Consider the following 23,178-nt stretch of genomic DNA (forward strand, 5'->3'; position numbering starts at 1 on the left):
CCCGCTCAGTGGCGGGGGGCGTTCCTGGACCGCTGCACCTTGGTGGTGCGGCGGTCCTTCGCGTTCCAGCAGGCCTTGTGCCAGTGCCGCCGGTCGTCCACCCCGCCGTACTCGGGCCACGCCACCAGGTGCGGGGTGCCGGACGGGATCTCCTGGTCGCAGCCGGGGCAGCGGTAACGCTTCCCGACCGCGCTCGCCCCGGCGACGTGCCGGACCTTCCAGTCCTCGCCCTGCCACTCCTCGGTGCTCTCCAGGCCGAAGCGGCCGGGGACCCCGCGTGGGCCCTCGGGCGGGTTCTCGCCGCCCCTGGGGCGGTTGTGGCGCGGTGACACGTATACCTCACGAAGCAGCCGACGAAAGCGAGTTTCTCCCAGACTACGCGGAGCGAGCCCGGGTACCCGCAGGGTGGTGGGCAGGCCGCAGCCCGACAATCTCAATAACTTTCCTGTCAGGCCGTGCCTTTGGCACGTGTCAGACGTTGTTGCCGGAAGAGGGGGAGGCCGCGTCGGCCACGAGGAGGCAGAAGGCGATGCGCGTAGGAGCGTTTGTACTGGCGGCCCAGTTCCCGGGCCAGGGGGCGGGCGAGGCACTGCACCGGGCGGTCCGCACGGCCGAGGTGGCCGAGGAAGCCGGGCTGGACTCGGTGTGGCTGGCCGAGCACCACTTCGTGCCGTACGGGGTGTGCCCGTCCGCGGTGACGCTGGCGGCCCTGCTGCTGGGCCGGACCCGGCGGCTGCGGGTGGGCACCGCGGTCAGCGTGCTGCCCAACACCCATCCGGTGGCGCTCGGGGAGCAGGCCGCGCTGCTGCACCTGACCTCGGGCGGCAGGTTCACCCTCGGGGTGGGCCGCGGCGGGCCGTGGGTGGACCTCGAGGTGTTCGGCGGCGGGCTCGCCGCCTACGAGCGCGACTTCCCGGAGGCGCTCGACCTGCTGCTGCGGTGGCTGGGCGGGACGCGGGTGGGCGCTGACGGCGAGCGGTACGGGTTCCGCGAGGTGGCCGTCGTACCGCGCCCGTCGGAAACCCTGGACGAGGGCGGCGCGGGCCCGGAGGTGGTCCTCGCGTGCACCTCCCCCGCGTCCGTACGGTCGGCCGCCGAGCGCGGCCTGCCGATGCTGCTCGGCATGCACTGCGGGGACGAGGACAAGGCGGCGATGGTCGCCCTGTGGCGGGAGACGGCCCTTGCCGCCGGGCACGACGCGGAGCTGGTGGCGACCGCCGGACACGTGTCCGCGGGCGTCTGCCAGCTGGCGGACCGCACCGAGGACGCCCGGGAGACCCTGCGCAAGTCGATGCCGGACTGGCTGCGCACCGGCCTGGACGCCCACGTGACGGTGGACGGCCGGCACCGTGCCATGCGGGACCCGGTGGCGTACACGGAACTGCTCTGCGCACTGCACCCGGTGGGAACCCCGCGGCTGGCGGCGGACCGGCTGGCGGCCACGGCCGAACGCACCGGCATCAGCCGGTTCGCACTGCTGACGGAGGGCTCGGGCGACCTCGCGGCCACCGAGGAGAACGTACGCCGCCTCGCCGGTGAGGTCCTTCCCCGGCTCGGCTGAGGCCCGGGCCCCCGCGGGCCCACGGCGGCCGGTGGCTGCCGCTCCGGTGACGGAGCGGCAGCGGGGAGCCATGAGCGGTGCGGGACCCTGGCACGTGCGCGGCGGTTCGGGCTAGCAGTCCCGGAGCTCCGGGGACTGGTTGAGGAGCTGTCCACGGATCGAGGTGAACTTGGCCAGCCGGTCGTCGGCCGAGGAGTCCAGGGGGAACACCGCGACCCGGTGGCAGTTCTGGAAGGCGAGCCGCACTCCGAAGTGGCGCTGCAGCGCACCCCGTATCGCGTCACTCGCCAGTGCGCGCAGCAGCTGGCCGCGCGCCTGCTCGTCCGGCGGCGGCGTCTGGTTGTCGGCGAACTCTCCGCCGTCGACCTTCAGCTGGGCCACCAGAGAGCTGATCATCTCCCAGGCGTAAGGCAGGGAGGTCCGGACGCAGTCGACGAAGGCGGCTTCGTCGACCTCGCCTCGCTCGGCCTGTTCGAGTAGGGCCGGTGAGACGTCGAGCGACATGGGTTCTCCTCTCGTGACTCCGGCCCATGGGTGACCGGAGTCCTACGGGCAGGGAAGGAGGCGCCGGCAACGCGCGGCGACGCAGTGTGCGCGTTCGGCAACCTCCCGCTCACCACGGTAGGCGCCCGCTGGGGACCGCACCAGGAGAATGCGCATACAACGCGCCATCCGCGAAGGGGGCTTTCGGGGGCGAATCGCGTGGGGGCGCCTCCGTCGAGTAGCGTTGCCGACCATGCGTCTCGTCATCGCCCGCTGCTCCGTCGACTACGCGGGCAGGCTCACCGCCCATCTGCCCTCCGCGCCCCGTCTGATCCTCGTGAAGGCCGACGGGAGCGTCTCCATCCACGCGGACGACCGGGCGTACAAACCGCTCAACTGGATGTCGCCGCCGTGCTCCCTCAAGGAGGGGACGGGAGACCAGGAAGGCGTCTGGACCGTCGTCAACAAGGCGGGCGAGAAGCTCATCATCACCATGGAGGAAGTCCTCCACGACTCCTCCCACGAGCTGGGCGTCGACCCGGGCCTCATCAAGGACGGCGTGGAAGCGCACCTCCAGGAGCTGCTCGCCGACCGGATCGAAACGCTGGGCGAGGGATACACCCTGATCCGGCGCGAGTACATGACGGCGATCGGCCCGGTGGACATCCTGTGCCGGGACGCCTCGGGCGCCACCGTCGCCGTGGAGATCAAGCGGCGCGGTGAGATCGACGGCGTGGAGCAGCTGACCCGTTACCTGGAGCTGCTCAACCGCGACCCGCACCTCGCGCCGGTGCGCGGCGTCTTCGCCGCGCAGGAGATCAAGCCGCAGGCGCGGGTGCTGGCCGGGGACCGCGGCATGGACTGCGTGGTCCTGGACTACGACGCCCTGCGCGGCATCGAGGACGACAAGCTCCGCCTGTTCTGACCGGCGGCCCGAGCCGGGCCGTACGCGGTGCCCCCGCCGGGCGGGGGCACCGGGACGCGGCTCAGGGCGCGGTGGCCGTACCCGTGCCCGTCGCCGTGGGGACGGTCGTGGCGCCGGTGGTGGTGCCCGTCGGGGTCTGCGTCGGGGTCTCGGTCGGCGTGGGATCCGGCTCCGGTTCGTCGGTCTCGCTCGCGGTGGGCGTCGGCGAGGTGCCGGTCGCCGTGGGTGTGGGATCGGTCGACGGCCTGCCCGTCGGGGTGCTCGGCCGGGTGGTCGGCGTGGTCGCCGAGCCGGACGGGCCCGGTGCCGGGCCGGTGCCGGTGGCCGACGGGCTCGGCGAGCCGGACGGGGTCGCGCCGGGCGAGGACTCGGTGTCCGGGTCCTCGGAGGAGGACGTGTCCGGGCCGGCGTCCCCGCTGGAGGGCGTCGGCGCAGGATCGTTCCAGCTGTTCTTCGGGGAGACCGAGCCGGTCACCCCGGTGCCGGGCGCCGGTGCCGGTCCGGAGGCGTCGCCCGACGTGAGCGTCAGGCTGACGGCCGTCCCCAGCAGGGCGACCACCAGTACGGCCGCGCCGGCCAGGACCACCGGGTCGCGCCGGGTGAGCCGCGGCTTCGGCCGGGCGGGCGGGGCCGGGGCGGCGGCCGGGGTCATCTTGAAGTCCTGCTCGAAGGCCTCCGCGAGGGTCAGCGGGTCGCCGCTGCGCGGGGGCTGTTCCGTGTCCCCTCCGGCCTTGAGCAGCGGGACGATCTGCGTGACCGCCTCGCCGCCCGGAGCACGCTCCGCGGCCTGCTCCGCGGCGGCCGCCGCCCGTGGCGCGGGGAACGCCTGGCCGGCCGCGCCCGTGCCGGGCCCGGCGGTGGCGGCGCGTCCCCCGCCCGGTATCGCGGAGCCCGGTATCGCGGAGCCCGGCGTACCGGGGGCCGGCATGCGGGTGGTCGGCGCGCCCGCGGCCGAGACGCCGGAGCCGGCGGTACCGGAGCCCGACCCCGCCGGAGCCGACGTGGCGGAGCCCGGCGTACCGGAGGCCGGCGTACCCGACTGCGCCTGGCCCGAGCCGGAGCCCGAGCCGGAGCCCGCGCCCGTGCCGGCGCTACCGGCGGCGGGGAGTGCGGGTGCTGCTGCCGTGCCGTCCGCCGGGGCCTGGAGGCGGAGCGGGGGCGACTGGGCCGCCCCGCCGCGCTCCTGGTCCGTCACCAGCGCGAGGGCGCGCCGGCCGGCCACCGTGCCGTGCCTGTCCGCGAGCGCGCCACGCAGCCCGATCGAGGCCTCCAGCTCCGCCCGCGCCCGGTCCAGCCGGCCCGCGCACAGCGCCAGCACACCCAGTTCGTGGTGGAAGTAGGCCTGCTCCGCGACCTCGCCCGCGGTACGCGCGGCCTCCGCCCCGGCCCGCAGCACCCGCTCCCACGCACCCCAGTGCAGGGAGGCGGCGAACGCGGGCGCCGCCGTGCGGGCCAGCATGACGCCGGCCACCACGTCCGCGCCGGCCAGCGAGGCGAGCACCGCGTCGGCCTCGGTCGCGACCCGGCCGGGGGTCACCGAGGCGTGCCCGGTCCACCAGGCGTAGTGCCGGGCGGCCGTCCGGGCCTCCTCGACGGGCTCCCAGCCCGCCTCGGCCAGCTGCCGGGCCACCCCGGCGGCCAGCCGGTAGCGCGGGCCGGCCGGGGTCAGCAGCCCGCAGGCCAGCAGCTCGGCCACCGCGGTGTCCGCGTGGGTGTCGCCGACCAGGGCCGGCAGGTGCGCGTGGTGGGGCACCTCGCCGCCCAGCGCGATGGCGAACCGGAGCGCGGCGCGCGCCGTCTCCCCGGCCCGCGCGGCCAGCAGCTCGGCCGGGGCGGCCGCCTCGGCCAGGGTCGGCAGGGGCACGGTCTCCGGGTCGCGGCGGCGCTCCTCGAACACGCCGGGTTCGTCGGAGTCCTCGTCGGCCGACTCCTCGGCGATCCGGTTCAGCTCGTCGCACTGCCGCAGCAGGGCGCCCGCCTGCACGAAGCGCAGCGGCAGCCCCTCCGAGGCGAACCTGAGGTCGTCGGCCCACTGGAGTTCCGGCCCGGTCAGCGCCCGGCCGGCCGCCGCCCGCAGGAGGTCCGCACAGGCGGTGCGGCCCAGCCCGGTGAGGAAGACCTCCTCCAGGTGCGAGTCCTCACCGGGGGCGGGGGTGTCGGGGGTGGCGGCCAGCAGGAAGGCGCACTCCGGGGTGGCGTGCAGCAGTTCGTCGAGGGCGGACCCGCCGAGCTCCAGGTCGTCGAGGAGCACGATGGCTCCGATCTCCCGTACGCCGGCGAGGAGTTCGTCCCGGCCGGGCCGGCGCTGGCCGACGTCGTACACCGCGGCGTACAGGGCGTGCAGCAGCTCGGTGGTGTTCTGCCGGAGCCCGCTGAGCCGTACGACGCCGTCCGGCGCCAGCGCGCCGCAGTCCTCGGCCACCGCGTCGAGCAGGACGGTGCGACCGGACCCGGACGGGCCGGTGAGCCGTACGGAGCGGCCGCGGCCGAGCAGCCGCACCAGCCGCTCCCGCTCCTCCTCGCGGTCCAGCAGCGGCAGCCGGAGCGGTTCGGGGCCGGGCGGTACGGGGGGCAGCGCGGCGGCGGCGAGGGCGGCCCGGGCGGCCGCGTCGCGCTTGGCCGGGCGCCGGTCGGGGACGTCCCCGGGGCGGGCGGCTTCGATCTCGCTGCCGTCGACGGGGTTGACGGTCAGGGCGAAGGCGCCGGCCGTCAGCCGGACCACCCGCGCGGCCGGGCTGCCGCCACCGCCGCCGGCGGCGGGGCCGGCGGGCGCGGCCGGAGCGGAGGTGGCCGGAGGGGTCAGGGCCGGAGCGGCCGGTGCGGTGGCGGGCCCCGCCGCGGCAGTGCCCGCCGGCCGGGAGGGGGCGGCGGGTGCCCCGCCGCCGGTCGCGGAGCCGGCGGTCGCGCCGGAGCCGTCCGCGGCCGCTGATCCGGCCGCACCGCCGGCCGCCTGCTGTTCGCCGCCGTGTCCCTGTGTGCGGTCCATGACCCTGTCCCCCGATCGCATCGTGCCGCCCGAACCCTAGACGGTGCCGGGGCGGGCCGGAACCGGCGGGGGGACTTCGCTACCGGACCGTCACGTTTCACCCGGTCTGTGCGCACGGGTGCGGGGGACGTTCACACCCGGGGCAGGGACTCCGCCTCCAGGCCGCCCTCGATGGCCAGGATGCGGTGCAGCCGGGTGGCGACCAGCAGACGCTGCATCTGCGGGGGGACCCCGCGCAGCACCAGCCGCCGCCCGGTGCGGCCGGCCCGGCGGTGGGCGCCCATGATGACGCCCAGGCCGGTCGCGTCCCACGAGTCCAGGCCGGTCAGGTCGAGGACCAGGTCGCCGGAGCCGTCGTCGAGGGCAGTGTGCAGGGCCGTACGGGCGTCCGCCGCGCTGCGCACGTCGAGGCGGCCCCCGACAGCGAGTTCGACGTGGTCGCCCCTGATGTGCATGTGTACTCCCCGGCTGTACTGCGTATGCGTGCAACTCTCACTGCAACTGACTGCCGCGTGGGCAGGGAAGTTGCCGACCGTGAGCGAACCGATACCTAATTCACCCCGGGGGGTGAAGGGCCTCGAACGGTGTGGGTGTGGGTGCGGATGCGGACGCGGGTCAGTGCTTGTAGAAGCCCTGGCCGCTCTTCCGGCCGATGTCGCCGGCGTCCACCATGCGGCGCATCAGCTCCGGCGGCGCGAACTTCTCGTCCTGGGACTCGGTGTAGATGTTGCTGGTGGCGTGCAGCAGGATGTCGACACCGGTCAGGTCGGCGGTGGCGAGCGGGCCCATCGCGTGCCCGAACCCCAGCTTGCACGCGATGTCGATGTCCTCGGCGGAGGCCACGCCGGACTCGTACAGCTTGGCCGCCTCGACGACCAGCGCGGCGATCAGACGGGTGGTCACGAAGCCGGCCACGTCGCGGTTGACGACGATGCAGGTCTTGCCGACGGACTCGGCGAAGGCGCGGGTGGTGGCGAGGGTCTCGTCGCTGGTCTTGTAGCCGCGGACCAGCTCGCACAGCTGCATCATCGGGACCGGGGAGAAGAAGTGGGCGCCGACGACCCGCTCCGGGCGCTCCGTCACCGCGGCGATCTTCGTGATCGGGATGGCGGAGGTGTTGGAGGCGAGGACGGCGTCCTCGCGGACCAGCTTGTCGAGGGCGCGGAAGATCTCGTGCTTGACCTCGAGCTTCTCGAAGACGGCCTCGACGACGATGTCGGCGTCGGCGACCGCGTCGAGGTCGGTGGTCGTGGTGATCCGGGCGAGGGCCGCCTCGGCGTCCTCGGCGGCGAGCTTGCCCTTGGAGACGAACTTGTCGTACGAGGCCTTGATGCCGTCGGTCCCGCGGGTCAGCGCGGCGTCGGTGACGTCGCGCAGGACGACGTCCCAACCCGCCTGGGCGGAGACCTGGGCGATGCCCGAACCCATCAAGCCGGCACCGATGACGGCAAGCTTCCCAGCCACTGCACACCCCATCTTGTCGAAATAGGACACGGCCTCGATACGGCACGGTCTCCTGACCTCTCGCCGGAGACTAGCGGGCCGGGCGCGCCGTGTGACCCGTAAGTAACACGCGTCACGTCTCGGATGACGGACATCACACCGTCCCGGCCCAGCTCTCGGGCGGGGCGCCGCAGTTGGGCCGGACTAGGCTGGCCGCATGGTGAACCTCACGCGCATCTACACCCGGACCGGTGACAAGGGCACGACCGCTCTGGGCGACATGAGCCGCACCGCCAAGACCGACCTGCGGATCTCCGCGTACGCCGACGCCAACGAGGCGAACGCGGCGATCGGCACCGCGATCGCGCTCGGCTCGCTCTCCGAGGACGTGGTGAAGGTCCTGGTCCGGGTGCAGAACGACCTGTTCGACGTCGGCGCGGACCTGTGCACCCCGGTGGTCGAGGACCCCGAGTACCCGCCGCTGCGGGTGGAGCAGTTCTACGTGGACAAGCTGGAGGCGGACTGCGACCGCTTCAACGCGGAGCTGGAGAAGCTGCGCAGCTTCATCCTGCCGGGCGGCACCCCGGGCGCGGCCCTGCTGCACCAGGCGTGCACGGTGGTCCGCCGGGCCGAGCGGTCCACCTGGGCGGCCCTGGAGGTGCACGGCGAGACCATGAACCCGCTGACCGCCACCTACCTCAACCGCCTGTCCGACCTGCTGTTCATCCTGGCCCGCACGGCGAACAAGGAGCTGGGCGACGTCCTGTGGGTCCCGGGCGGCGAACGCTGACGTCAGAGCCGGCGGTATACCTCCCGCCGGCGCCCGACCTCGACCACGAGGATGACCAGTTTCCCGTTGTCGACGGTGTAGGCGATCCGGTACGCGCCGACGCGCAGGCGGTGGAGGGCGTCGTGGCGTACGGACACCGCTTCATCCATGACGGAAGTGCACCCAGCGGTGTGTACACGCGGCGCGGGCTAGCCGACGCGTTCGGTTTCGGGGGTGGGGGTCCCCGCCGGGGCCTTCTTGGGCCAGACCGTGTACGCCACGGCGATCAGCGCGTGGATGCCGAGGGCCCGCAGGGCGCCGAACTGCCAGGCGTGCAGGGAACTGGTGTCGCCCGAGTCGCCCACGTACCAGATGGCGGCCTGGAGCAGGGCGAGCGCGACGGCCACGCCGAGCAGGGTGCGCGCCACCAGCTTCCACTCGTGGACGGCGCGGGCCTTGCCGTAGCCGGCGCCGGCCGGCTTGGGGCCGCCGGCGAAGCGGTGCGCGGCGTGGCGGTCCAGCCACTTGATCGTGTAGTGGCCGTAGGCGACGGTGTAGCCGATGTAGAGCGCGGCGAGGCCGTGCTTCCAGTCCGGTGCGGCACCGTTCTTGAGGTCGATGGTGGTGACGACCAGCAGGACGAGCTCCAGCAGGGGCTCGACGAGCAGGACCGCCGCTCCCAGCCGGGGCTTCTTCGCCAGGTAGCGCAGGGCCAGGCCGGCCGCCAGCAGTACCCAGAAGCCGACCTCGCAGGCGACGATCAGCGCGACGATCACAGCGGTGCCCTTCGTTCGTGACGGGTGGGGTTCTCTCCAAGGTTCCCGCCGGTCCCGCCCGGTTTCGTCGTCTGCGCTGAGGACCTTCGACTGCATCCTTCGATGTACTGCGGAGTCACCTCGGCCGTGGACGCCTGGGCGGCCCGCACCGTGTTGGATGGTCAGCGTGAGACAGCCGACGTTCCGCCCCCACCCGCACGACGTCCTGCTCGCCGTGGTCAGCGTGGCGGCCGGGCTGGTGCTGTGGTCCCTCGGGCTGTACACCACCACGTTCCGGGGGCTGCTGCCGGCGTGGGCCGCGCTGGTGCCCATGGCGGTCATGGGCGTGCTGGAGCTGTTCCGGCGGACCGCTCCGCAGGCCGCGCTGATCACCGGCACGGTCGCGCTGATCGCGGACCAGGTGACCGTGGGCAACCTGGCCACCGTCTTCATGTTCACGGACGTGATGTACGCGGCCGTGGTGTACGGGCATCCCGCGATGGCGCGCCGGCTGCCGGTCGTCACCGGCGTGATCACCGTCGCGGTCACCCTGCTCTCGGTGGCGTGGCTGCGCACCCCGGAGGCGGTGCTCATCGGCGTGGTCACGGGCATCGTCTCCTTCGGTCCGGCGCTGACCGGCGCCTCGGTGCGCTACCACCGCGAGGCGGCGGACGCGGCCCGGCTGCGGGCCGAGCAGACGGCGCTGCTGGCCGAGATGGACCGCAAGGCGGCGGTGGTGGCCGAGCGCGCCCGGATGGCGCGGGAGCTGCACGACATGGTGGCCAACCACCTCTCGGCGATCGCGATCCACTCCACCGCCGCCCTGTCCATCGACGACGCGGGCACCAGCCGGGAGGCCCTGGGCGTGATCCGGGAGAACAGCGTGCAGGGGCTGTCGGAGATGCGCCGGCTGATCGGGCTGCTGCGGGAGGCGGGGGCGGAGCAGGAGCCGGTGGCGGTGCCCTCGCTGGACGGACTGGAGGCGCTGCTGGCCCAGGCCCGTACGACGGGATCGGCGAGCGGGCTGGGCTTCGAGCTGGAGGACCGGCGTCCGCCGGGCGGGGAGCCGCTGCCGGCGCCGGTGGAGCTGGCGGCGTACCGGATCGTGCAGGAGTCCCTGACGAACGCGCTCAAGCACGCGGTGCCCGGGACGGTCCGGGTCCGCGTGGACCGGTCCGGCGGGCTGCTGACCGTGCGGGTGGACAGTCCGTACGGGGAACGGCCGGGTCCGCGGGCTCCCGGGTCGGGCGCGGGGCTGGTCGGGATGCGGGAGCGGACGGAGCTGCTGGGCGGCGAGTTCGGGGCGGGTCCGGCGGGGACGGTATGGCAGGTGCGGGCGGTGCTGCCCGCCGAGGAGAAGGTGGTGGAGGCATGACGATCCGGGTGCTGGTGGCGGAGGACCAGTCGGCCGTGCGGGCGGGGCTGGTGCTGATCCTGCGGAGCGCGGGGGACGTCGAGGTGGTGGGCGAGGCCGCGGACGGCGAGGAGGCGGTCCGGCTGGCCCGGGAGCTGCGGCCGGACCTGGTGCTGATGGACGTGCAGATGCCGAGGCTGGACGGGGTCGCGGCGACCCGGCAGGTGGTGGCGGAGGGGCTGGCCGACGTGCTGGTGCTGACCACCTTCGACCTGGACGAGTACGTGTTCGGGGCGCTGCGGGCGGGTGCGGCGGGGTTCCTGCTGAAGAACGCGGACGCGGCGGAGCTGATCACGGCGGTACGGACGGTCGCGCGGGGGGAGGGGCTGATCGCGCCGGCGGTGACCCGGCGGCTGATCGCGGAGTTCGCGGCGCCGGGGCCGGTGCGGGCGGCGCGTCCGGTGGATCCGGAGCGGAGCGCGGCGCTGGACGCGCTGACCCGGCGGGAGCGTGAGGTGCTGGCGTGTCTGGGTGAGGGGCTGTCGAACGCGGAGATCGCGGTGCGGCTGGACATGGCGGAGGCGACGGTGAAGACGCACGTCAGCCGGTTGCTGGGGAAGCTGGACCTGCGCAGCCGGGTCCAGGCGGCCGTGCTGGCGCAGGAGTTGGGGATCGGGGCTTGACCGCGGACGGCACCGGAGTCCTGGTCCAGACCTCTTGACGGTTGGTACAGACCTTTCTACGCTCACGGCCATACTGTGGTGAGCGTGCCATGACAAATTTCCCCGGCGTGCTCACGGGCGGCGCAGGTCCCACCCCCAAGTCGGTGCCGGACTCCGGCAGCGACGGACCTACGGAGGAACACCCTTGAGCACAGCTCTCCCCCCACGCACGCGAACCCGCACCCGACCCCGGTCCCGCACCCGCTTCCTGTCCCGCGTCGCGGCCACCGCGGTCGCCTTCGCCCTCCCCCTCGCCGGACTCGTCGGCCTGGCCTCCCCCGCCCAGGCGGCGACCTCCGCCACCGCGACCTACACCAAGGTCTCCGACTGGGGCTCCGGCTTCGAGGGCAAGTGGACGGTCAAGAACACCGGCACCACCACCATCAGCAGCTGGACCGTCGAGTGGGACTTCCCCTCCGACACCCGCGTGACCTCGGCCTGGGACGCCACCGTCACCAACTCGGGCAACCACTGGACGGGGAAGAACGTCGGCTGGAACGGCACCCTCTCCCCCGGTGCCAGCGTCAGCTTCGGCTTCAACGGGTCCGGCCCCGGAGCCCCCTCCGGCTGCAAGATCAACGGCGCGTCCTGTGACGGCGGCCAGCCCGGAGACACTCCCCCCTCCGCCCCGGGCACCCCCACCGCGAGCAACGTCCAGGAGACCTCCCTCACCCTGAACTGGGCCGCCGCCACCGACGACAAGGGCGTCAAGGACTACGACGTCTACCGCAACGGCACCAAGGTCGCCACGGTCACCGGCACCACCCGACCGGAGACCGGCCTGACCAAGGGCACCGCGTACACCTACCACGTGGTCGCCCGCGACACCGCCGGCCAGACCGGCCCGGCCTCCGGCACCCTGACGGTCACCACCCCGGGCGGGGTCGTCGACCCGCCGCTGCCCGGCGGCCCGGTCAAGCTCGGCTACTTCACCAACTGGGGCGTCTACGGCCGCAACTACCACGTGAAGAACCTGGTCACCTCGGGGACCGCGAGCAAGATCACCCACATCAACTACGCCTTCGGCAACGTCCAGGGCGGCCGCTGCACCATCGGCGACTCCTACGCCGACTACGACAAGGCCTACACCGCCGACCAGAGCGTCGACGGCGTCGCCGACACCTGGGACCAGCCGCTGCGCGGCAACTTCAACCAGCTGCGCAAGCTGAAGAAGCAGTACCCGCACATCAAGGTGCTGTGGTCCTTCGGCGGCTGGACCTGGTCCGGCGGCTTCGGCCAGGCCGCGGCCAACCCCGCCGCCTTCGCCCAGTCCTGCTACGACCTGGTCGAGGACCCGCGCTGGGCCGACGTCTTCGACGGCATCGACCTGGACTGGGAGTACCCGAACGCCTGCGGTCTGTCCTGCGACACCTCGGGCCCGGCCGCGTTCAAGAACATGATGCAGGCCATGCGCGCCAAGTTCGGCGCGAACAACCTGGTCACCGCGGCCATCACCGCCGACGCCTCGGACGGCGGGAAGATCGACAAGGCCGACTACGCGGGCGCCGCCGCCTACACGGACTTCTACAACGTCATGACGTACGACTTCTTCGGCGCGTGGGCGGCACAGGGCCCGACCGCCCCGCACTCCCCGCTCACCTCGTACGCCGGCATCCCGCAGGCCGGGTTCAACTCGGCCGACGCCATCGCCAAGCTCAAGGCCAAGGGCGTCCCCGGCAGCAAGCTCACCCTCGGCATCGGCTTCTACGGCCGCGGCTGGACCGGCGTCACCCAGGCGGCCCCCGGCGGCACGGCCACCGGCCCCGCCCAGGGCACGTACGAGCAGGGCATCGAGGACTACAAGGTGCTGAGGAACAGCTGCCCGGCCACCGGGACCGTCGCCGGCACCGCCTACGCCAAGTGCGGCAGCAACTGGTGGAGCTACGACACCCCGGCCACCATCGGCGGCAAGATGTCGTGGGCCAAGCAGCAGGGACTGCGCGGGGCCTTCTACTGGGAGTTCAGCGGTGACACGGCGAACGGCGAGCTCGCCAACGCCGTCCACACCGGCCTGCAGTAGACATGACGGAAGCCGGGGAGACGGGTCCGCCCCCGTCTCCCCGGCTTCCCTGCTTCCCGGCTTCCCGCGTCCACGGCGGACTCAGGCCACGTTGACCCGCTGCCCGGGGGGCGCCGCCTCCAGCCAGGCCAGGAAACCGGTCAGCGCGTCCTCGCTCATCGCCAGCTCCAGGCGCGTCCCCTGGTGGACGCAGCCGAGCACGACGGCGTCGGACAGCAGCGCCAGCTCCTCCTCGCCCTCCGGGGCACGGCGGGCGATCACCTCGATGGAGTCCCGCTCCAGCATCCGCCGCGGCCGCGGCGAGTAGCTGAAGACCCGGAACCACTCGATCCGGTCACCGCTGTAGCGGGCCACCCCGTACACCCAGCCCTTGCCGGACAGGTCGGCCTTCTCGGCCACCCCCCAGCGCAGACTGCAGTCGAAGGTGCCGCCGGACCGCTGGATCAGCCGTCGGCGCAGCCCGAAGACGAACAGGCCGATCACCACCAGGGCCACGACCACGCCGCTCACAAGCAGGGCGAGGAGCATCTTCACCGACCTCCTCGCTCTTCGAATCCAGCGGACCACGGTGCCACCGGCCGGTCCCGGCCGGACAGCACCTGCATCGCCTCAGCCGCGACCCGTCCCGGAGGGTTCCGGACGGGCCGCGGCTGAGGTTCCAAACTCTTCGGGTGCGGTGTCAGTGCACCGCGACCGCGCGCAGCCGGACATCGGCGCGACGCTCGGCGGCCGCATCGGCCTCCGACTTGGCGCGCTCCAGTGCCCGCTCCGCCCGCTGGACGTCGATCTCGTCCGCGAGCTCGGCGATCTCGGCCAGCAGGGACAGCTTGTTGTCCGCGAACGAGATGAATCCGCCGTGCACCGCGGCGACGACGGTCGCGCCCTCGCTGGTACGGATGGTCACCGGGCCCGATTCCAGCACGCCGAGAAGCGGCTGGTGACCGGGCATGACGCCGATGTCGCCGGACGTGGTGCGGGCGACGACCAGGGTGGCCTCGCCGGACCAGACACTACGGTCCGCCGCGACCAGCTCGACGTGCAGCTCAGCAGCCAAGGTTGGCTCCTCGGGTCACCACCCGGCGGGTCTGCCGGGTGTTGGGTCAAATTCTAATGGGCGTGGGGAGAGGGACGGGACAAGCCCGCCCCTCTCCGTGATCCTTGGGCAATCCTTGGGGAAGGACCGCCGTCCGGGGTCAGGAGACGCCCAGCTCCTTGGCGTTGGCCTTCAGGTCCTCGAGGCCACCGCACATGAAGAACGCCTGCTCGGGGAAGTGGTCGTACTCGCCGTCGCAGATCGCGTTGAACGCGGCGATCGACTCGTCGAGCGGGACGTCCGAACCGTCGACGCCGGTGAACTGCTTGGCGACGTGCGTGTTCTGCGACAGGAAGCGCTCGACACGACGGGCACGGTGGACGACCAGCTTGTCCTCCTCGCCCAGCTCGTCGATACCGAGGATCGCGATGATGTCCTGGAGGTCCTTGTACTTCTGCAGGATCCCCTTGACGCGGGTCGCGGCCTCGTAGTGGTCCTTCGCGATGTACCGCGGGTCGAGGATGCGGGACGAGGAGTCCAGCGGGTCCACGGCCGGGTAGATGCCCTTCTCGGAGATCGGACGGGACAGAACCGTCGTCGCGTCGAGGTGGGCGAAGGTGGTCGCCGGCGCCGGGTCGGTCAGGTCGTCCGCGGGGACGTAGATCGCCTGCATCGAGGTGATCGAGTGACCGCGGGTCGAGGTGATGCGCTCCTGGAGGAGACCCATCTCGTCGGCCAGGTTCGGCTGGTAACCCACCGCGGAGGGCATGCGGCCGAGCAGGGTCGACACCTCGGAACCGGCCTGGGTGTACCGGAAGATGTTGTCGATGAAGAAGAGCACGTCCTGCTTCTGAACATCGCGGAAGTACTCCGCCATGGTCAGGCCGGCGAGGGCGACGCGCAGACGGGTGCCCGGGGGCTCGTCCATCTGGCCGAAGACCAGAGCGGTCTTGTCGATGACGCCCGAGTCGGTCATCTCCTCGATGAGGTCGTTGCCCTCACGGGTACGCTCACCGACACCCGCGAACACCGACACACCGTCGTGGTTGTTGGCGACGCGGTAGATCATCTCCTGGATCAGAACGGTCTTGCCGACACCGGCACCACCGAACAGACCGATCTTTCCACCCTTGACGTACGGGGTGAGGAGGTCGATGACCTTGACGCCGGTCTCGAACATCTCGGTCTTCGACTCGAGCTCGTCGAAGTTCGGGGCCTTGCGGTGGATCGGCCAGCGCTCGGTCACCTCGGAGTTGGCCTCCGGGTAGTTGAGCACCTCACCCAGGGTGTTGAACACCTTGCCCTTGGTGAAGTCGCCGACCGGGACGGTGATGCCCGCGCCCGTGTCGGTCACCACGGCCTGGCGGACCAGACCGTCGGTGGGCTGCATGGAGATGGTGCGGACCAGGCCGTCACCGAGGTGCTGCGCGACCTCGAGGGTCAGCGTCTTGAGCGCGCCGTCCTCGGCCGGGTCAGCGACCTGGACGGTCAGCGCGTTGTAGATCTCCGGCATCGCGTCGACGGGGAACTCCACGTCGACGACCGGGCCGATGACCCGGGCGACGCGGCCCGTGGCAGCAGCCGTCTCAACAGAGGTCGTCATTACTTGTCACTCCCCGCGTTCGCGTCGGCCAGGGCTGCGGAGCCACCGACGATCTCGCTGATTTCCTGGGTGATTTCGGCCTGGCGGGCCGCGTTGGCAAGCCGGGAGAGCGTCTTGATGAGCTCTCCGGCGTTGTCGGTAGCCGACTTCATCGCGCGGCGGCGGGCTGCGTGCTCGGAGGCAGCGGCCTGCAGCAGCGCGTTGTAGACGCGGCTCTCGACGTAGCGCGGCAGCAGGGCGTCGAGGACGTCCTCCGCCGACGGCTCGAAGTCGAACAGGGGAAGGATCTCGTCCTTCGTCCCCGTCTCCTCCGCAGCCCCCGCTGATGTCTCATTGAGGCTGAGCGGCAGCATCCGGTTGTCCACCGGGTTCTGCGTCATCATCGACACGAACTCCGTGTAGACGATGTGCAGCTCGTCGACGCCGCCCTCGGCCGTCTCCTTGGAGACCGCCTCGATCAGGGGCGCCGCGACCGCCTTGGCGTTCGCGTAGGTCGGGCTGTCGGTGAAGCCGGTCCAGTTGTCCACGACCTTGCGCTCGCGGAAGCCGTAGTAGGCGACACCCTTGCGGCCGACGATGTACGTGTCGACCTCCTTGCCCTCACCGCGCAGACGCTCGGTCAGCCGGTCCGCCGCCTTGATGGCGTTGGACGAGTAGCCGCCGGCCAGACCGCGGTCGCTCGTGATGAGCAGGACCGCGGCGCGGGTCGGAGCCTCGGCCTCGGTGGTGAGCGGGTGCTTGGTGTTCGATCCGGTCGCCACCGCGGTCACCGCGCGGGTGAGCTCGGTCGCGTACGGCGTGGAGGCGGCCACCTGGCGCTGCGCCTTGACGATGCGCGAGGCGGCGATCATCTCCATCGCCTTGGTGATCTTCTTGGTCGCCGTGACAGACCGGATGCGACGCTTGTAGACCCGGAGCTGCGCTCCCATGAGTCAGGTCCCTTCCGTCGTCACTTGCTGGTGGAGACCGGAGCGTCTTCGCCCAGCAGCTTGCCGTCCGAGGTCTCGAACTGCTTCTTGAAGCCGGCGATGGCGTCCGCGATGGACTGCAGCGTGTCGTCCGACATCTTGCCGCCCTCGACGATCGAGGTGAGGAGCTCCTTGCGGTTGATCCGCAGGTGCTCCAGCAGCTCCGACTCGAAGCGGCGGATGTCCTCGACGGGTACGTCGTCCATCTTGCCGGTGGTGCCGGCCCAGACGGAGATGACCTGCTCCTCGACCGGCATCGGCTGGTACTGGCCCTGCTTCAGCAGCTCGACCATGCGCTTGCCGCGCTCCAGGGCGGACTTCGACGCGGCGTCCAGGTCGGAACCGAAGGCGGCGAACGCCTCCAGCTCGCGGTACTGGGCGAGGTCCACGCGGAGACGGCCGGAAACCTGCTTCATGGCCTTGTGCTGGGCCGAGCCACCGACGCGGGAGACCGAGATACCGACGTTCAGGGCCGGACGCTGGCCGGCGTTGAACAGGTCGGACTCCAGGAAGCACTGGCCGTCGGTGATGGAGATGACGTTGGTCGGGATGAACGCCGAGACGTCGTTGGCCTTGGTCTCGACGATCGGAAGACCGGTCATCGAGCCGGCGCCCATGTCGTCGGAGAGCTTGGCGCAGCGCTCCAGCAGACGCGAGTGCAGGTAGAAGACGTCACCCGGGTAGGCCTCACGGCCCGGCGGGCGGCGCAGCAGCAGCGACACGGCGCGGTAGGCGTCGGCCTGCTTCGACAGGTCGTCGAAGATGATCAGGACGTGCTTGCCCTGGTACATCCAGTGCTGACCGATGGCGGAGCCGGTGTACGGGGCCAGGTACTTGAAGCCGGCCGGGTCGGACGCCGGGGCGGCGACGATGGTGGTGTACTCCAGCGCGCCGGCCTCCTCCAGGGCACCGCGCACGGAGGCGATGGTGGAGCCCTTCTGGCCGATGGCGACGTAGATGCAGCGGACCTGCTTGTTCACGTCGCCCGAGCGCCAGTTGTCGCGCTGGTTGATGATCGTGTCGACGGCCAGGGCGGTCTTGCCGGTCTGGCGGTCACCGATGATCAGCTGACGCTGGCCACGGCCGATCGGCACCATGGCGTCGACGGCCTTGTAGCCGGTCTGCATCGGCTCGTGCACCGACTTGCGGACCATGACGCCCGGGGCCTGCAGTTCGAGGGCGCGGCGGCCCTCGGTCGCGATCTCGCCGAGACCGTCGATCGGGTTGCCGAGCGGGTCGACAACGCGGCCGAGGTAGCCCTCGCCGACGGCCACGGAGAGGACCTCTCCGGTGCGCTGCACCGGCTGGCCCTCCTCGATGCCGCTGAACTCGCCGAGGACGATCGCACCGATCTCGCGCTCCTCGAGGTTGAGGGCGAGACCGAGGGTGCCGTCCTCGAACTTCAGCAGCTCGTTGGCCATGGTCGAGGGAAGGCCCTCCACCTTGGCGATGCCGTCGCCGGCGAGGCTGACCGTGCCGACCTCCTCGCGCGAGGCCGCGTCCGGCTTGTACGACTGGACAAAGTTCTCCAGCGCGTCCCGGATCTCCTCCGGCCGGATCGTGAGCTCCGCCATCTGGGTTCCCTGCTCTCCTTGTTGGGCCTGAAGCTTCTTAGGGGTCTGGGGGCGACCCCCAGGAATCTTCTGCAAGTTCTGCACGGCCCAACCGGGCCGCTGAAATGCGTTGTCTTGAATTGGTGGCCGAGGGCCTGATCAGCCGGCGACGCGGCGGACGGCCTCGGCGAGGCGCTCCGCGATGGTGCCGTTGATGACCTCGTCGCCCACCCGCACCACGATCCCGCCGAGGACCGAAGGGTCCACGTCGAGGTTGAGGTGCATCTGGCGGCCGTACAGCTTGGCCAGCACCGCGCCGAGACGCTGCTTCTGCACGTCGCTGAGCGGAACCGCGGTGGTCACGGTGGCGACCATGCGGTCACGGCGCTCGGCGGCGAGCTTGGAAAGGGACTCCAGTCCCGCTTCCAGGCTACGTCCACGCGGGCGGGTGACCAGCCGGACGACCAGACGCTCGGTGACGGCGTGCGCCTTTCCGCCGAGCAGGCTGCCCAGCAGCTCGCCCTTGGCGGAGGCGGTGGCCGCCTTGTCGGTCAGCGCGGCGCGCAGCTCGGTGCTCGAAGCGACGATCCGGCCGAAGCGGAACAGCTCGTCCTCGACGCCGTCGAGCGCGTCGGCCCGCTGGGCCGCCGTGAGGTCGGCGGTGTCGGCCAGCTGCTCCAGCGAGTCCACCAGGTCGCGGGACTGCGACCAGCGGGACCGGACCATGCCGGACACCAGGTCGAGGGTCTCCCCGCCCACCTGGCCGCCGAGCAGGCGCCCGGCCAGCTCGGCCTTGGCCTCGCCGGACTGCGCCGGGTCGGTGAGGACCCGACGCAGCGAGACCTCGCGGTCGAGCAGCGCGGTGACGGCGGCCAGCTCGCCGGCGAGCTTCGACGCGTCGACGGAGGTGTTGTCCGTCAGCGCGTCGAGGCGCTCGCGCGCGGCGTGCAGCGCCTCGCGGCTCGCTCCGTTCATCGGGCCGCCTCGGCCTTCTCCTCGAGCTCGTCGAGGAAGCGGTCGATGGTGCGGCTCTGCCGGGCGTGGTCCTCGAGGGACTCGCCGACGAGCTTGCCGGCCAGGTCGGTGGCGAGCTTGCCCACGTCCTGACGCAGCGCCTGCGAGGCGGCCTTGCGGTCGGCCTCGATCTGGGCGTGGCCGGCCGCGATGATCTCCTCGCGCTGCCGCTGGCCCTCTGCGCGCAGTTCTTCCTTGAGCGCAGTGCCCTGCTCCAGCGCTTCCTGGCGCAGGCGGGCCGCCTCGTGCCGGGCTTCGGCGAGCTGGGCCTTGTACTGCTCCAGAACGCTCTGCGCCTCGGTCTGGGCCGCCTCGGCCTTCTCGATACCGCCCTCGATGGCCTCGCGACGCTCTTCCAGAACCTTGTTGATGTTCGGGAGGAGCTTCTTCGCGAGAATGGCGAAGACGATCAGGAAGGCGACGAGGCCGACGATGAGCTCCGGGAGCGGCGGGAGCAGAGGGTTCTGAGGCTCCTCTGCCGCCAGGTGCACCAGGGAAATCACATCAGTGCCTTTCGTCGAATCGGACAGGTATGCGTTCGTCAGGCGTAGACGAACGGCATGACCAGACCGATGAGGGCGAGCGCCTCACAGAAGGCGAAGCCGAGGATCTGGTTGGCGCGGATCAGACCGGCAGCCTCGGGCTGGCGGGCGAGAGCCTGGGTGCCGTTACCGAAGATGATGCCGACGCCGACGCCGGGGCCGATGGCCGCGAGACCGTAACCGACGGAGCTGAGGGAACCGGTAACGGCGGCAAGGGTCTGGGACATGCCAGTTCTTCCTTCTCTTTCACGGACCGGTGGGGGTTGGCCACCGGACGACTAGGGTCTTTGGAGCGGGGCGATCAGTGGTGCTCGGCGAGCGCGCCCTGAATGAAGCTGCAGGCCAGGAGGACGAACACGTACGCCTGGACGGCCTGGATGAAGAGCTCGAAGACGGTCATGCCGAGCACCATCACGAAGGACACGCCCGCGGCGGGGATGCCCCATCCGTTGAACAGGTACCAGCTGGCGACCGTGAACAGGACCAGGAGGGTGTGGCCGGCGAACATGTTCGCGAACAGTCGGACCGCGTGGGTGAAGGGGCGGACCAGGACGTTCGAGAAGAACTCGATGACCATGACCAGCGGCAGGACGGCGCCCAGGGACTTGTCGTAGCCCGTGAGGTTCTTCAGGCCGCCGACGAAGCCGTGGCGCTTGAAGGTCACCGACATCCAGATGCCGTAGACGGTCAGGGCGAGCGCGGCCGGGTACGCGATGATCGAGGTCACCGGGAACTGGGCCAGCGGGACGATCGACCAGACGTTCAGGATCCAGACGAAGAAGAACAGCGCCACCATGAAGGGGACGTACTTCTCGCCCTCCTTCTTGCCGAGCGTCTCGTAGACGATGCCGCGGCGGACGAAGTCGTACCCGCTCTCGGCGACCATCTGCAGCTTGCCGGGGACCACCTGCGGCTTGCGGAAAGCGGCCCAGAAGAAGCCCAGGATGATGATCGTGCCCAGCAGGGCGAGGAGCATCGGCTTGTTGAGGTACCAGCCGTCCGCATCTCCGGCCACGGGCTCGAAGATGAAGGAGTACAGGCTGGGGGCCGGGAAGCCACAACCGGAGAAGATCTGACAGTCGGCCTCAAAGGCGAGCGTCATCGGGTCAGCACTCACCGCGGGCTCCTTCAGCGTGGCGCATAGGTACGGCAACCTCGTTGTGTCGGCGCGGCGCACAGCCGCGGTTCGGCACTGGACTGGTGTTACGGATGATGGGGCGGCGATCAGGCATCGAGCCTCGCGTTGGAACAGGCGTCAGCTCGGATGCCCGCGCCCGCAGTGCCGCGCTCGGCACCGGACGATAGCAGCATCTCGAACGCGCACTTATCCCGGCCCTACCCTTCACGACTTCGGCCCCGAGTTCTCGGGCTTGTCGGCCTTGACCGAATCCGGTTCGACGTAAAGGATCTTCGCCTTCATGTGCGCGCGCGTCTGGGCACCGATCCACACGAGGGTGGTGACGACCAGCGTGATCGCGAAAGCCTTGGGGTGGAACAGCGTGGTGTTCTTGAACGCGGCGACGAAGATGAACAGCAGGAGAATCTGTGCCGCGTAGAGCATCAGTCCCATCGCCTGGAACAGATGCGGGAGCGACCTGGCCGTGCGCTGGAGCACGTAGAGGCCCAGCCCCATGAAAAGGATCACCACCAGGGTCGCGACGACCGCGCCGACCGCCCCCTTGCCGCCGGCGACCACGGCGCTGACGACCGCGGCGACGGCGCCGGCGGCAGCGGTGGGTACGGCTGCTTGCAGGAGAGATCGAACGTCATCTGACCGCATGGCGGGTTGCTCCGCTGGTGGTGGGGGCACGGGACTCGTACGGGACGAGCGTAAGCCCGGTCCGAGAGAGAGCCTCGGGCCAATGGACCGTCGCACTACGGTCCTTCGGCTCTGTCGCCGGGTCTAGTGAACGGTATCACAAACTATTTGATGAGGTCTTTACCTGCCAGGTGTGCTCACTGTCACACATGAGAGCTAACGCGCACGTGTGTGCACGACACGAGACCGTTCTGTCTGCTATAGGCCGTTAGGTCCCCCCGGGGAGCCCCGGCGTCAGCGCGCCGAACCGGCCTTACGCCGGTCGGGGAAGCGCGAACGGGGGCCCACCGCGGTAGCCCCGTTGACGCCGGAGACGCCGCCCACGAGCACCCTGGCGGGCTGCGGCTCGGCATCGGGGTCCCCGGCCGGGGCGCCCGTCGCCGCGGCCTCGCGGGCCGCCGCCTCCGCGGCGCGCTCCGCGTGCCGGTAGCGGGGCGGCACCAGGCCCTCGGCCCAGCGCGGGGCGCGCGGGGTGAAGCGCGGGAGGAGGAGCAGGACCAGGCCGACGCCGCTGAGGGCGGCGATCCCCAGGACGATCCACATCGAGTTCGAGTTGACCGAGTAGGCGACCGTCCCGAAGGCGATCAGCGCCGACCAGAAGTACATGATCAGGACCGCGCGGCTGTGGGAATGGCCGATTTCCAGCAGCCGGTGGTGCAGGTGCCCGCGGTCGGCGGCGAACGGCGACTGGCCGTTCCAGGTCCGCCGGGCGATGGCCAGGACGAGGTCCGCCATCGGCAGCGCGATGATGGTGAGCGGCAGCAGCAGCGGGATGAAGACCGGGAGCATCGCGTGGGTCGCGTTGCGCTCGCCGCCGGCCCAGAGGGCCATGGCGTCGGGGTCGACCTGGCCGGTGATCGAGATGGCGCCGGCGGCCAGTACCAGGCCGATCAGCATCGAGCCGGAGTCCCCCATGAAGATCCGGGCCGGGTGCATGTTGTGCGGCAGGAAGCCGAGGCACATGCCCATCAGGATCGCCGTGAACAGGGTGGCGGGGGCCGCCGCCTCGATGCCGTAGCCGTACCAGATGCGGTACGCGTACATGAAGAACGCGGCGGCGGCGATGCACACCATGCCGGCGGCCAGGCCGTCCAGGCCGTCCACGAAGTTCACCGCGTTGATGGTGAGGACCACGAGGGCGACGGTCAGCAGGTTGCCCTGCCACTGGGTGAGGGAGACCGTCCCGATGAACGGGATCGGCAGCCACAGGATGGTGAGGCCCTGGATGACCATCACGCCGCCGGCGATCATCTGCGCGCCGAGCTTGATGAGGGCGTCGATCTCGAACTTGTCGTCGAGGACGCCGATCAGCCAGATCAGCGCGGCGCCGGAGAGCAGCGCGCGGGGTTCGTTCAGCGCGAAGACCCCGTTGAGGTTGTGCAGGTGGTCGGCGACCAGCAGGCCGGCGCACAGTCCGCCGAACATGGCGATGCCGCCCAGCCGCGGAGTCGGCTCGCGGTGCACGTCGCGGGCGCGGATCTCCGGCATCGCGCCGGCCGCGATCGCGAACTTCCGCACCGGTCCGGTCAGCAGGTAGGTCACCGCGACCGTGACGCAGAGCGTCAGCAGGTATTCACGCACGGGCTGCCCCAGATGTATCGCCGGCCATCTCAGCCCCACACATTAGC

Annotated in this window: 23 protein-coding genes and 1 pseudogene; 6 read left to right on the forward strand and 18 right to left on the reverse strand. The window is 71.4% G+C overall.

The features are described 5' to 3' along the window. Positions 1 to 5 precede the first annotated feature (5 nt). Positions 6 to 332 (reverse strand): ATP/GTP-binding protein, encoded by a 327-nt coding sequence (locus ACFY61_RS08010; RefSeq protein ID WP_389468472.1) that lies wholly within the window; start codon positions 330 to 332, stop codon positions 6 to 8. 197 nt (positions 333 to 529) lie between these two features. On the opposite strand from ACFY61_RS08010, the gene ACFY61_RS08015 reads away from it, so the two are divergent. Next, positions 530 to 1,561 (forward strand): LLM class flavin-dependent oxidoreductase, encoded by a 1,032-nt coding sequence (locus ACFY61_RS08015; RefSeq protein WP_389468475.1) that lies wholly within the window; start codon positions 530 to 532, stop codon positions 1,559 to 1,561. Between the two features lie 111 nt (positions 1,562 to 1,672). On the opposite strand, the gene ACFY61_RS08020 is transcribed toward ACFY61_RS08015, so the two are convergent. Next, on the reverse strand, positions 1,673 to 2,065 hold the full coding sequence (locus ACFY61_RS08020; protein WP_389468478.1) for an SCO5389 family protein: 393 nt from the start codon (positions 2,063 to 2,065) through the stop codon (positions 1,673 to 1,675). 232 nt (positions 2,066 to 2,297) lie between these two features. Here ACFY61_RS08020 and nucS point away from each other — a divergent pair, with 232 nt between their 5' ends. Further along, entirely contained in the window at positions 2,298 to 2,969 is a 672-nt protein-coding gene (gene nucS / locus ACFY61_RS08025; protein WP_389468480.1) for an endonuclease NucS, read from the forward strand. Between the two features lie 61 nt (positions 2,970 to 3,030). Here nucS and ACFY61_RS08030 read toward each other — a convergent pair whose 3' ends face one another. The 3 genes from ACFY61_RS08030 to ACFY61_RS08040 all read right to left on the reverse strand — a co-directional run bounded on the left by ACFY61_RS08030 (position 3,031) and on the right by ACFY61_RS08040 (position 7,419). Further along, positions 3,031 to 5,955, reverse strand: a complete 2,925-nt coding sequence (locus ACFY61_RS08030; protein WP_389468483.1) for an ATP-binding protein — start codon at positions 5,953 to 5,955, stop codon at positions 3,031 to 3,033. Between the two features lie 131 nt (positions 5,956 to 6,086). Beyond that, entirely contained in the window at positions 6,087 to 6,410 is a 324-nt protein-coding gene (locus ACFY61_RS08035; protein WP_389468485.1) for an STAS domain-containing protein, read from the reverse strand. Positions 6,411 to 6,570: 160 nt separating this feature from the next. Beyond that, positions 6,571 to 7,419: a 3-hydroxyacyl-CoA dehydrogenase family protein gene (locus ACFY61_RS08040; protein ID WP_389468487.1), complete on the reverse strand. Its 849-nt coding sequence runs from the start codon at positions 7,417 to 7,419 to the stop codon at positions 6,571 to 6,573. A gap of 196 nt (positions 7,420 to 7,615) precedes the next feature. On the opposite strand from ACFY61_RS08040, the gene ACFY61_RS08045 reads away from it, so the two are divergent. Continuing rightward, on the forward strand, positions 7,616 to 8,188 hold the full coding sequence (locus ACFY61_RS08045) for a cob(I)yrinic acid a,c-diamide adenosyltransferase (protein ID WP_389468490.1): 573 nt from the start codon (positions 7,616 to 7,618) through the stop codon (positions 8,186 to 8,188). A 2-nt stretch (positions 8,189 to 8,190) separates the two neighbouring features. Here the strand turns inward: ACFY61_RS08045 and ACFY61_RS08050 are convergent. Then, positions 8,191 to 8,304: pseudogene (locus ACFY61_RS08050) on the reverse strand (type II toxin-antitoxin system RelE/ParE family toxin); the annotation flags it as partial. A gap of 72 nt (positions 8,305 to 8,376) precedes the next feature. After that, positions 8,377 to 8,943 carry a hypothetical protein gene (locus ACFY61_RS08055; RefSeq protein ID WP_389468491.1) on the reverse strand — a complete coding sequence of 189 codons (567 nt, stop codon included), beginning with the start codon at positions 8,941 to 8,943 and terminating at the stop codon, positions 8,377 to 8,379. 166 nt (positions 8,944 to 9,109) lie between these two features. Here ACFY61_RS08055 and ACFY61_RS08060 point away from each other — a divergent pair, with 166 nt between their 5' ends. The 3 genes from ACFY61_RS08060 to ACFY61_RS08070 all read left to right on the forward strand — a co-directional run bounded on the left by ACFY61_RS08060 (position 9,110) and on the right by ACFY61_RS08070 (position 13,018). Continuing rightward, positions 9,110 to 10,297, forward strand: coding sequence for a sensor histidine kinase (locus ACFY61_RS08060; protein WP_389468494.1), 1,188 nt, complete (start codon positions 9,110 to 9,112; stop codon positions 10,295 to 10,297). Beyond that, positions 10,294 to 10,959, forward strand: a complete 666-nt coding sequence (locus ACFY61_RS08065) for a response regulator (RefSeq protein ID WP_389468496.1) — start codon at positions 10,294 to 10,296, stop codon at positions 10,957 to 10,959. Before ACFY61_RS08060 ends, ACFY61_RS08065 begins: the two co-directional genes overlap by 4 nt. 184 nt (positions 10,960 to 11,143) lie before the next feature. Next, positions 11,144 to 13,018, forward strand: a complete 1,875-nt coding sequence (locus ACFY61_RS08070) for a glycosyl hydrolase family 18 protein (RefSeq protein WP_389468500.1) — start codon at positions 11,144 to 11,146, stop codon at positions 13,016 to 13,018. An 81-nt stretch (positions 13,019 to 13,099) separates the two neighbouring features. Here ACFY61_RS08070 and ACFY61_RS08075 read toward each other — a convergent pair whose 3' ends face one another. The 11 genes from ACFY61_RS08075 to ACFY61_RS08125 all read right to left on the reverse strand — a co-directional run bounded on the left by ACFY61_RS08075 (position 13,100) and on the right by ACFY61_RS08125 (position 23,143). After that, positions 13,100 to 13,546 carry a DUF2550 domain-containing protein gene (locus tag ACFY61_RS08075; protein WP_389469285.1) on the reverse strand — a complete coding sequence of 149 codons (447 nt, stop codon included), beginning with the start codon at positions 13,544 to 13,546 and terminating at the stop codon, positions 13,100 to 13,102. 151 nt (positions 13,547 to 13,697) lie between these two features. Next, positions 13,698 to 14,072 carry a F0F1 ATP synthase subunit epsilon gene (locus tag ACFY61_RS08080; RefSeq protein WP_389468503.1) on the reverse strand — a complete coding sequence of 125 codons (375 nt, stop codon included), beginning with the start codon at positions 14,070 to 14,072 and terminating at the stop codon, positions 13,698 to 13,700. 139 nt (positions 14,073 to 14,211) lie between these two features. Then, a complete protein-coding gene (atpD, locus tag ACFY61_RS08085; protein ID WP_389468506.1) occupies positions 14,212 to 15,654 on the reverse strand; it encodes a F0F1 ATP synthase subunit beta in 1,443 nt (480 codons plus the stop codon). After that, complete coding sequence (locus ACFY61_RS08090; RefSeq protein WP_389468509.1) at positions 15,654 to 16,583, reverse strand: F0F1 ATP synthase subunit gamma; 930 nt, start codon at positions 16,581 to 16,583, stop codon at positions 15,654 to 15,656. The genes atpD and ACFY61_RS08090 overlap by 1 nt, the downstream gene beginning before the upstream one ends. 20 nt (positions 16,584 to 16,603) lie before the next feature. Then, positions 16,604 to 18,196 carry a F0F1 ATP synthase subunit alpha gene (atpA, locus tag ACFY61_RS08095; protein WP_389468512.1) on the reverse strand — a complete coding sequence of 531 codons (1,593 nt, stop codon included), beginning with the start codon at positions 18,194 to 18,196 and terminating at the stop codon, positions 16,604 to 16,606. Positions 18,197 to 18,334: 138 nt separating this feature from the next. Beyond that, positions 18,335 to 19,150, reverse strand: a complete 816-nt coding sequence (locus ACFY61_RS08100) for a F0F1 ATP synthase subunit delta (RefSeq protein ID WP_389468515.1) — start codon at positions 19,148 to 19,150, stop codon at positions 18,335 to 18,337. After that, positions 19,147 to 19,692 carry a F0F1 ATP synthase subunit B gene (locus ACFY61_RS08105; RefSeq protein ID WP_389468517.1) on the reverse strand — a complete coding sequence of 182 codons (546 nt, stop codon included), beginning with the start codon at positions 19,690 to 19,692 and terminating at the stop codon, positions 19,147 to 19,149. The genes ACFY61_RS08100 and ACFY61_RS08105 overlap by 4 nt, the downstream gene beginning before the upstream one ends. A gap of 38 nt (positions 19,693 to 19,730) precedes the next feature. Then, entirely contained in the window at positions 19,731 to 19,958 is a 228-nt protein-coding gene (locus tag ACFY61_RS08110) for an ATP synthase subunit C (RefSeq protein ID WP_046776171.1), read from the reverse strand. 74 nt (positions 19,959 to 20,032) lie between these two features. Further along, the gene (gene atpB / locus ACFY61_RS08115) at positions 20,033 to 20,848 is read right to left on the reverse strand and encodes a F0F1 ATP synthase subunit A (protein ID WP_389468520.1); all 816 of its coding nucleotides are present in this window, start codon (positions 20,846 to 20,848) and stop codon (positions 20,033 to 20,035) included. 225 nt (positions 20,849 to 21,073) lie between these two features. Further along, on the reverse strand, positions 21,074 to 21,511 hold the full coding sequence (locus ACFY61_RS08120; RefSeq protein WP_389468523.1) for a hypothetical protein: 438 nt from the start codon (positions 21,509 to 21,511) through the stop codon (positions 21,074 to 21,076). Positions 21,512 to 21,784: 273 nt separating this feature from the next. Then, entirely contained in the window at positions 21,785 to 23,143 is a 1,359-nt protein-coding gene (locus ACFY61_RS08125; RefSeq protein ID WP_389469288.1) for an MraY family glycosyltransferase, read from the reverse strand. Positions 23,144 to 23,178: the final 35 nt, after the last annotated feature.

This window comes from Streptomyces sp. NPDC012888 (genome assembly GCF_042900645.1).
In the GTDB taxonomy this organism is placed as follows: domain Bacteria; phylum Actinomycetota; class Actinomycetes; order Streptomycetales; family Streptomycetaceae; genus Streptomyces.

Excerpts from the sequence above, each read along its gene's own strand:
- ACFY61_RS08015 (WP_389468475.1), top strand. The coding sequence starts at position 530 with ATGCGCGTAGGAGCGTTTGTACTGGCGGCCCAGTTCCCGGGCCAGGGG.
- ACFY61_RS08110 (WP_046776171.1), bottom strand. The coding sequence starts at position 19,958 with ATGTCCCAGACCCTTGCCGCCGTTACCGGTTCCCTCAGCTCCGTCGGT.
- atpA (WP_389468512.1), bottom strand. The coding sequence starts at position 18,196 with ATGGCGGAGCTCACGATCCGGCCGGAGGAGATCCGGGACGCGCTGGAG.
- ACFY61_RS08035 (WP_389468485.1), bottom strand. The coding sequence starts at position 6,410 with ATGCACATCAGGGGCGACCACGTCGAACTCGCTGTCGGGGGCCGCCTC.
- ACFY61_RS08100 (WP_389468515.1), bottom strand. The coding sequence starts at position 19,150 with ATGAACGGAGCGAGCCGCGAGGCGCTGCACGCCGCGCGCGAGCGCCTC.
- ACFY61_RS08065 (WP_389468496.1), top strand. The coding sequence starts at position 10,294 with ATGACGATCCGGGTGCTGGTGGCGGAGGACCAGTCGGCCGTGCGGGCG.
- ACFY61_RS08090 (WP_389468509.1), bottom strand. The coding sequence starts at position 16,583 with ATGGGAGCGCAGCTCCGGGTCTACAAGCGTCGCATCCGGTCTGTCACG.
- ACFY61_RS08120 (WP_389468523.1), bottom strand. The coding sequence starts at position 21,511 with ATGCGGTCAGATGACGTTCGATCTCTCCTGCAAGCAGCCGTACCCACC.
- ACFY61_RS08030 (WP_389468483.1), bottom strand. The coding sequence starts at position 5,955 with ATGGACCGCACACAGGGACACGGCGGCGAACAGCAGGCGGCCGGCGGT.
- ACFY61_RS08075 (WP_389469285.1), bottom strand. The coding sequence starts at position 13,546 with ATGCTCCTCGCCCTGCTTGTGAGCGGCGTGGTCGTGGCCCTGGTGGTG.
- ACFY61_RS08020 (WP_389468478.1), bottom strand. The coding sequence starts at position 2,065 with ATGTCGCTCGACGTCTCACCGGCCCTACTCGAACAGGCCGAGCGAGGC.
- atpD (WP_389468506.1), bottom strand. The coding sequence starts at position 15,654 with ATGACGACCTCTGTTGAGACGGCTGCTGCCACGGGCCGCGTCGCCCGG.
- ACFY61_RS08045 (WP_389468490.1), top strand. The coding sequence starts at position 7,616 with ATGGTGAACCTCACGCGCATCTACACCCGGACCGGTGACAAGGGCACG.
- nucS (WP_389468480.1), top strand. The coding sequence starts at position 2,298 with ATGCGTCTCGTCATCGCCCGCTGCTCCGTCGACTACGCGGGCAGGCTC.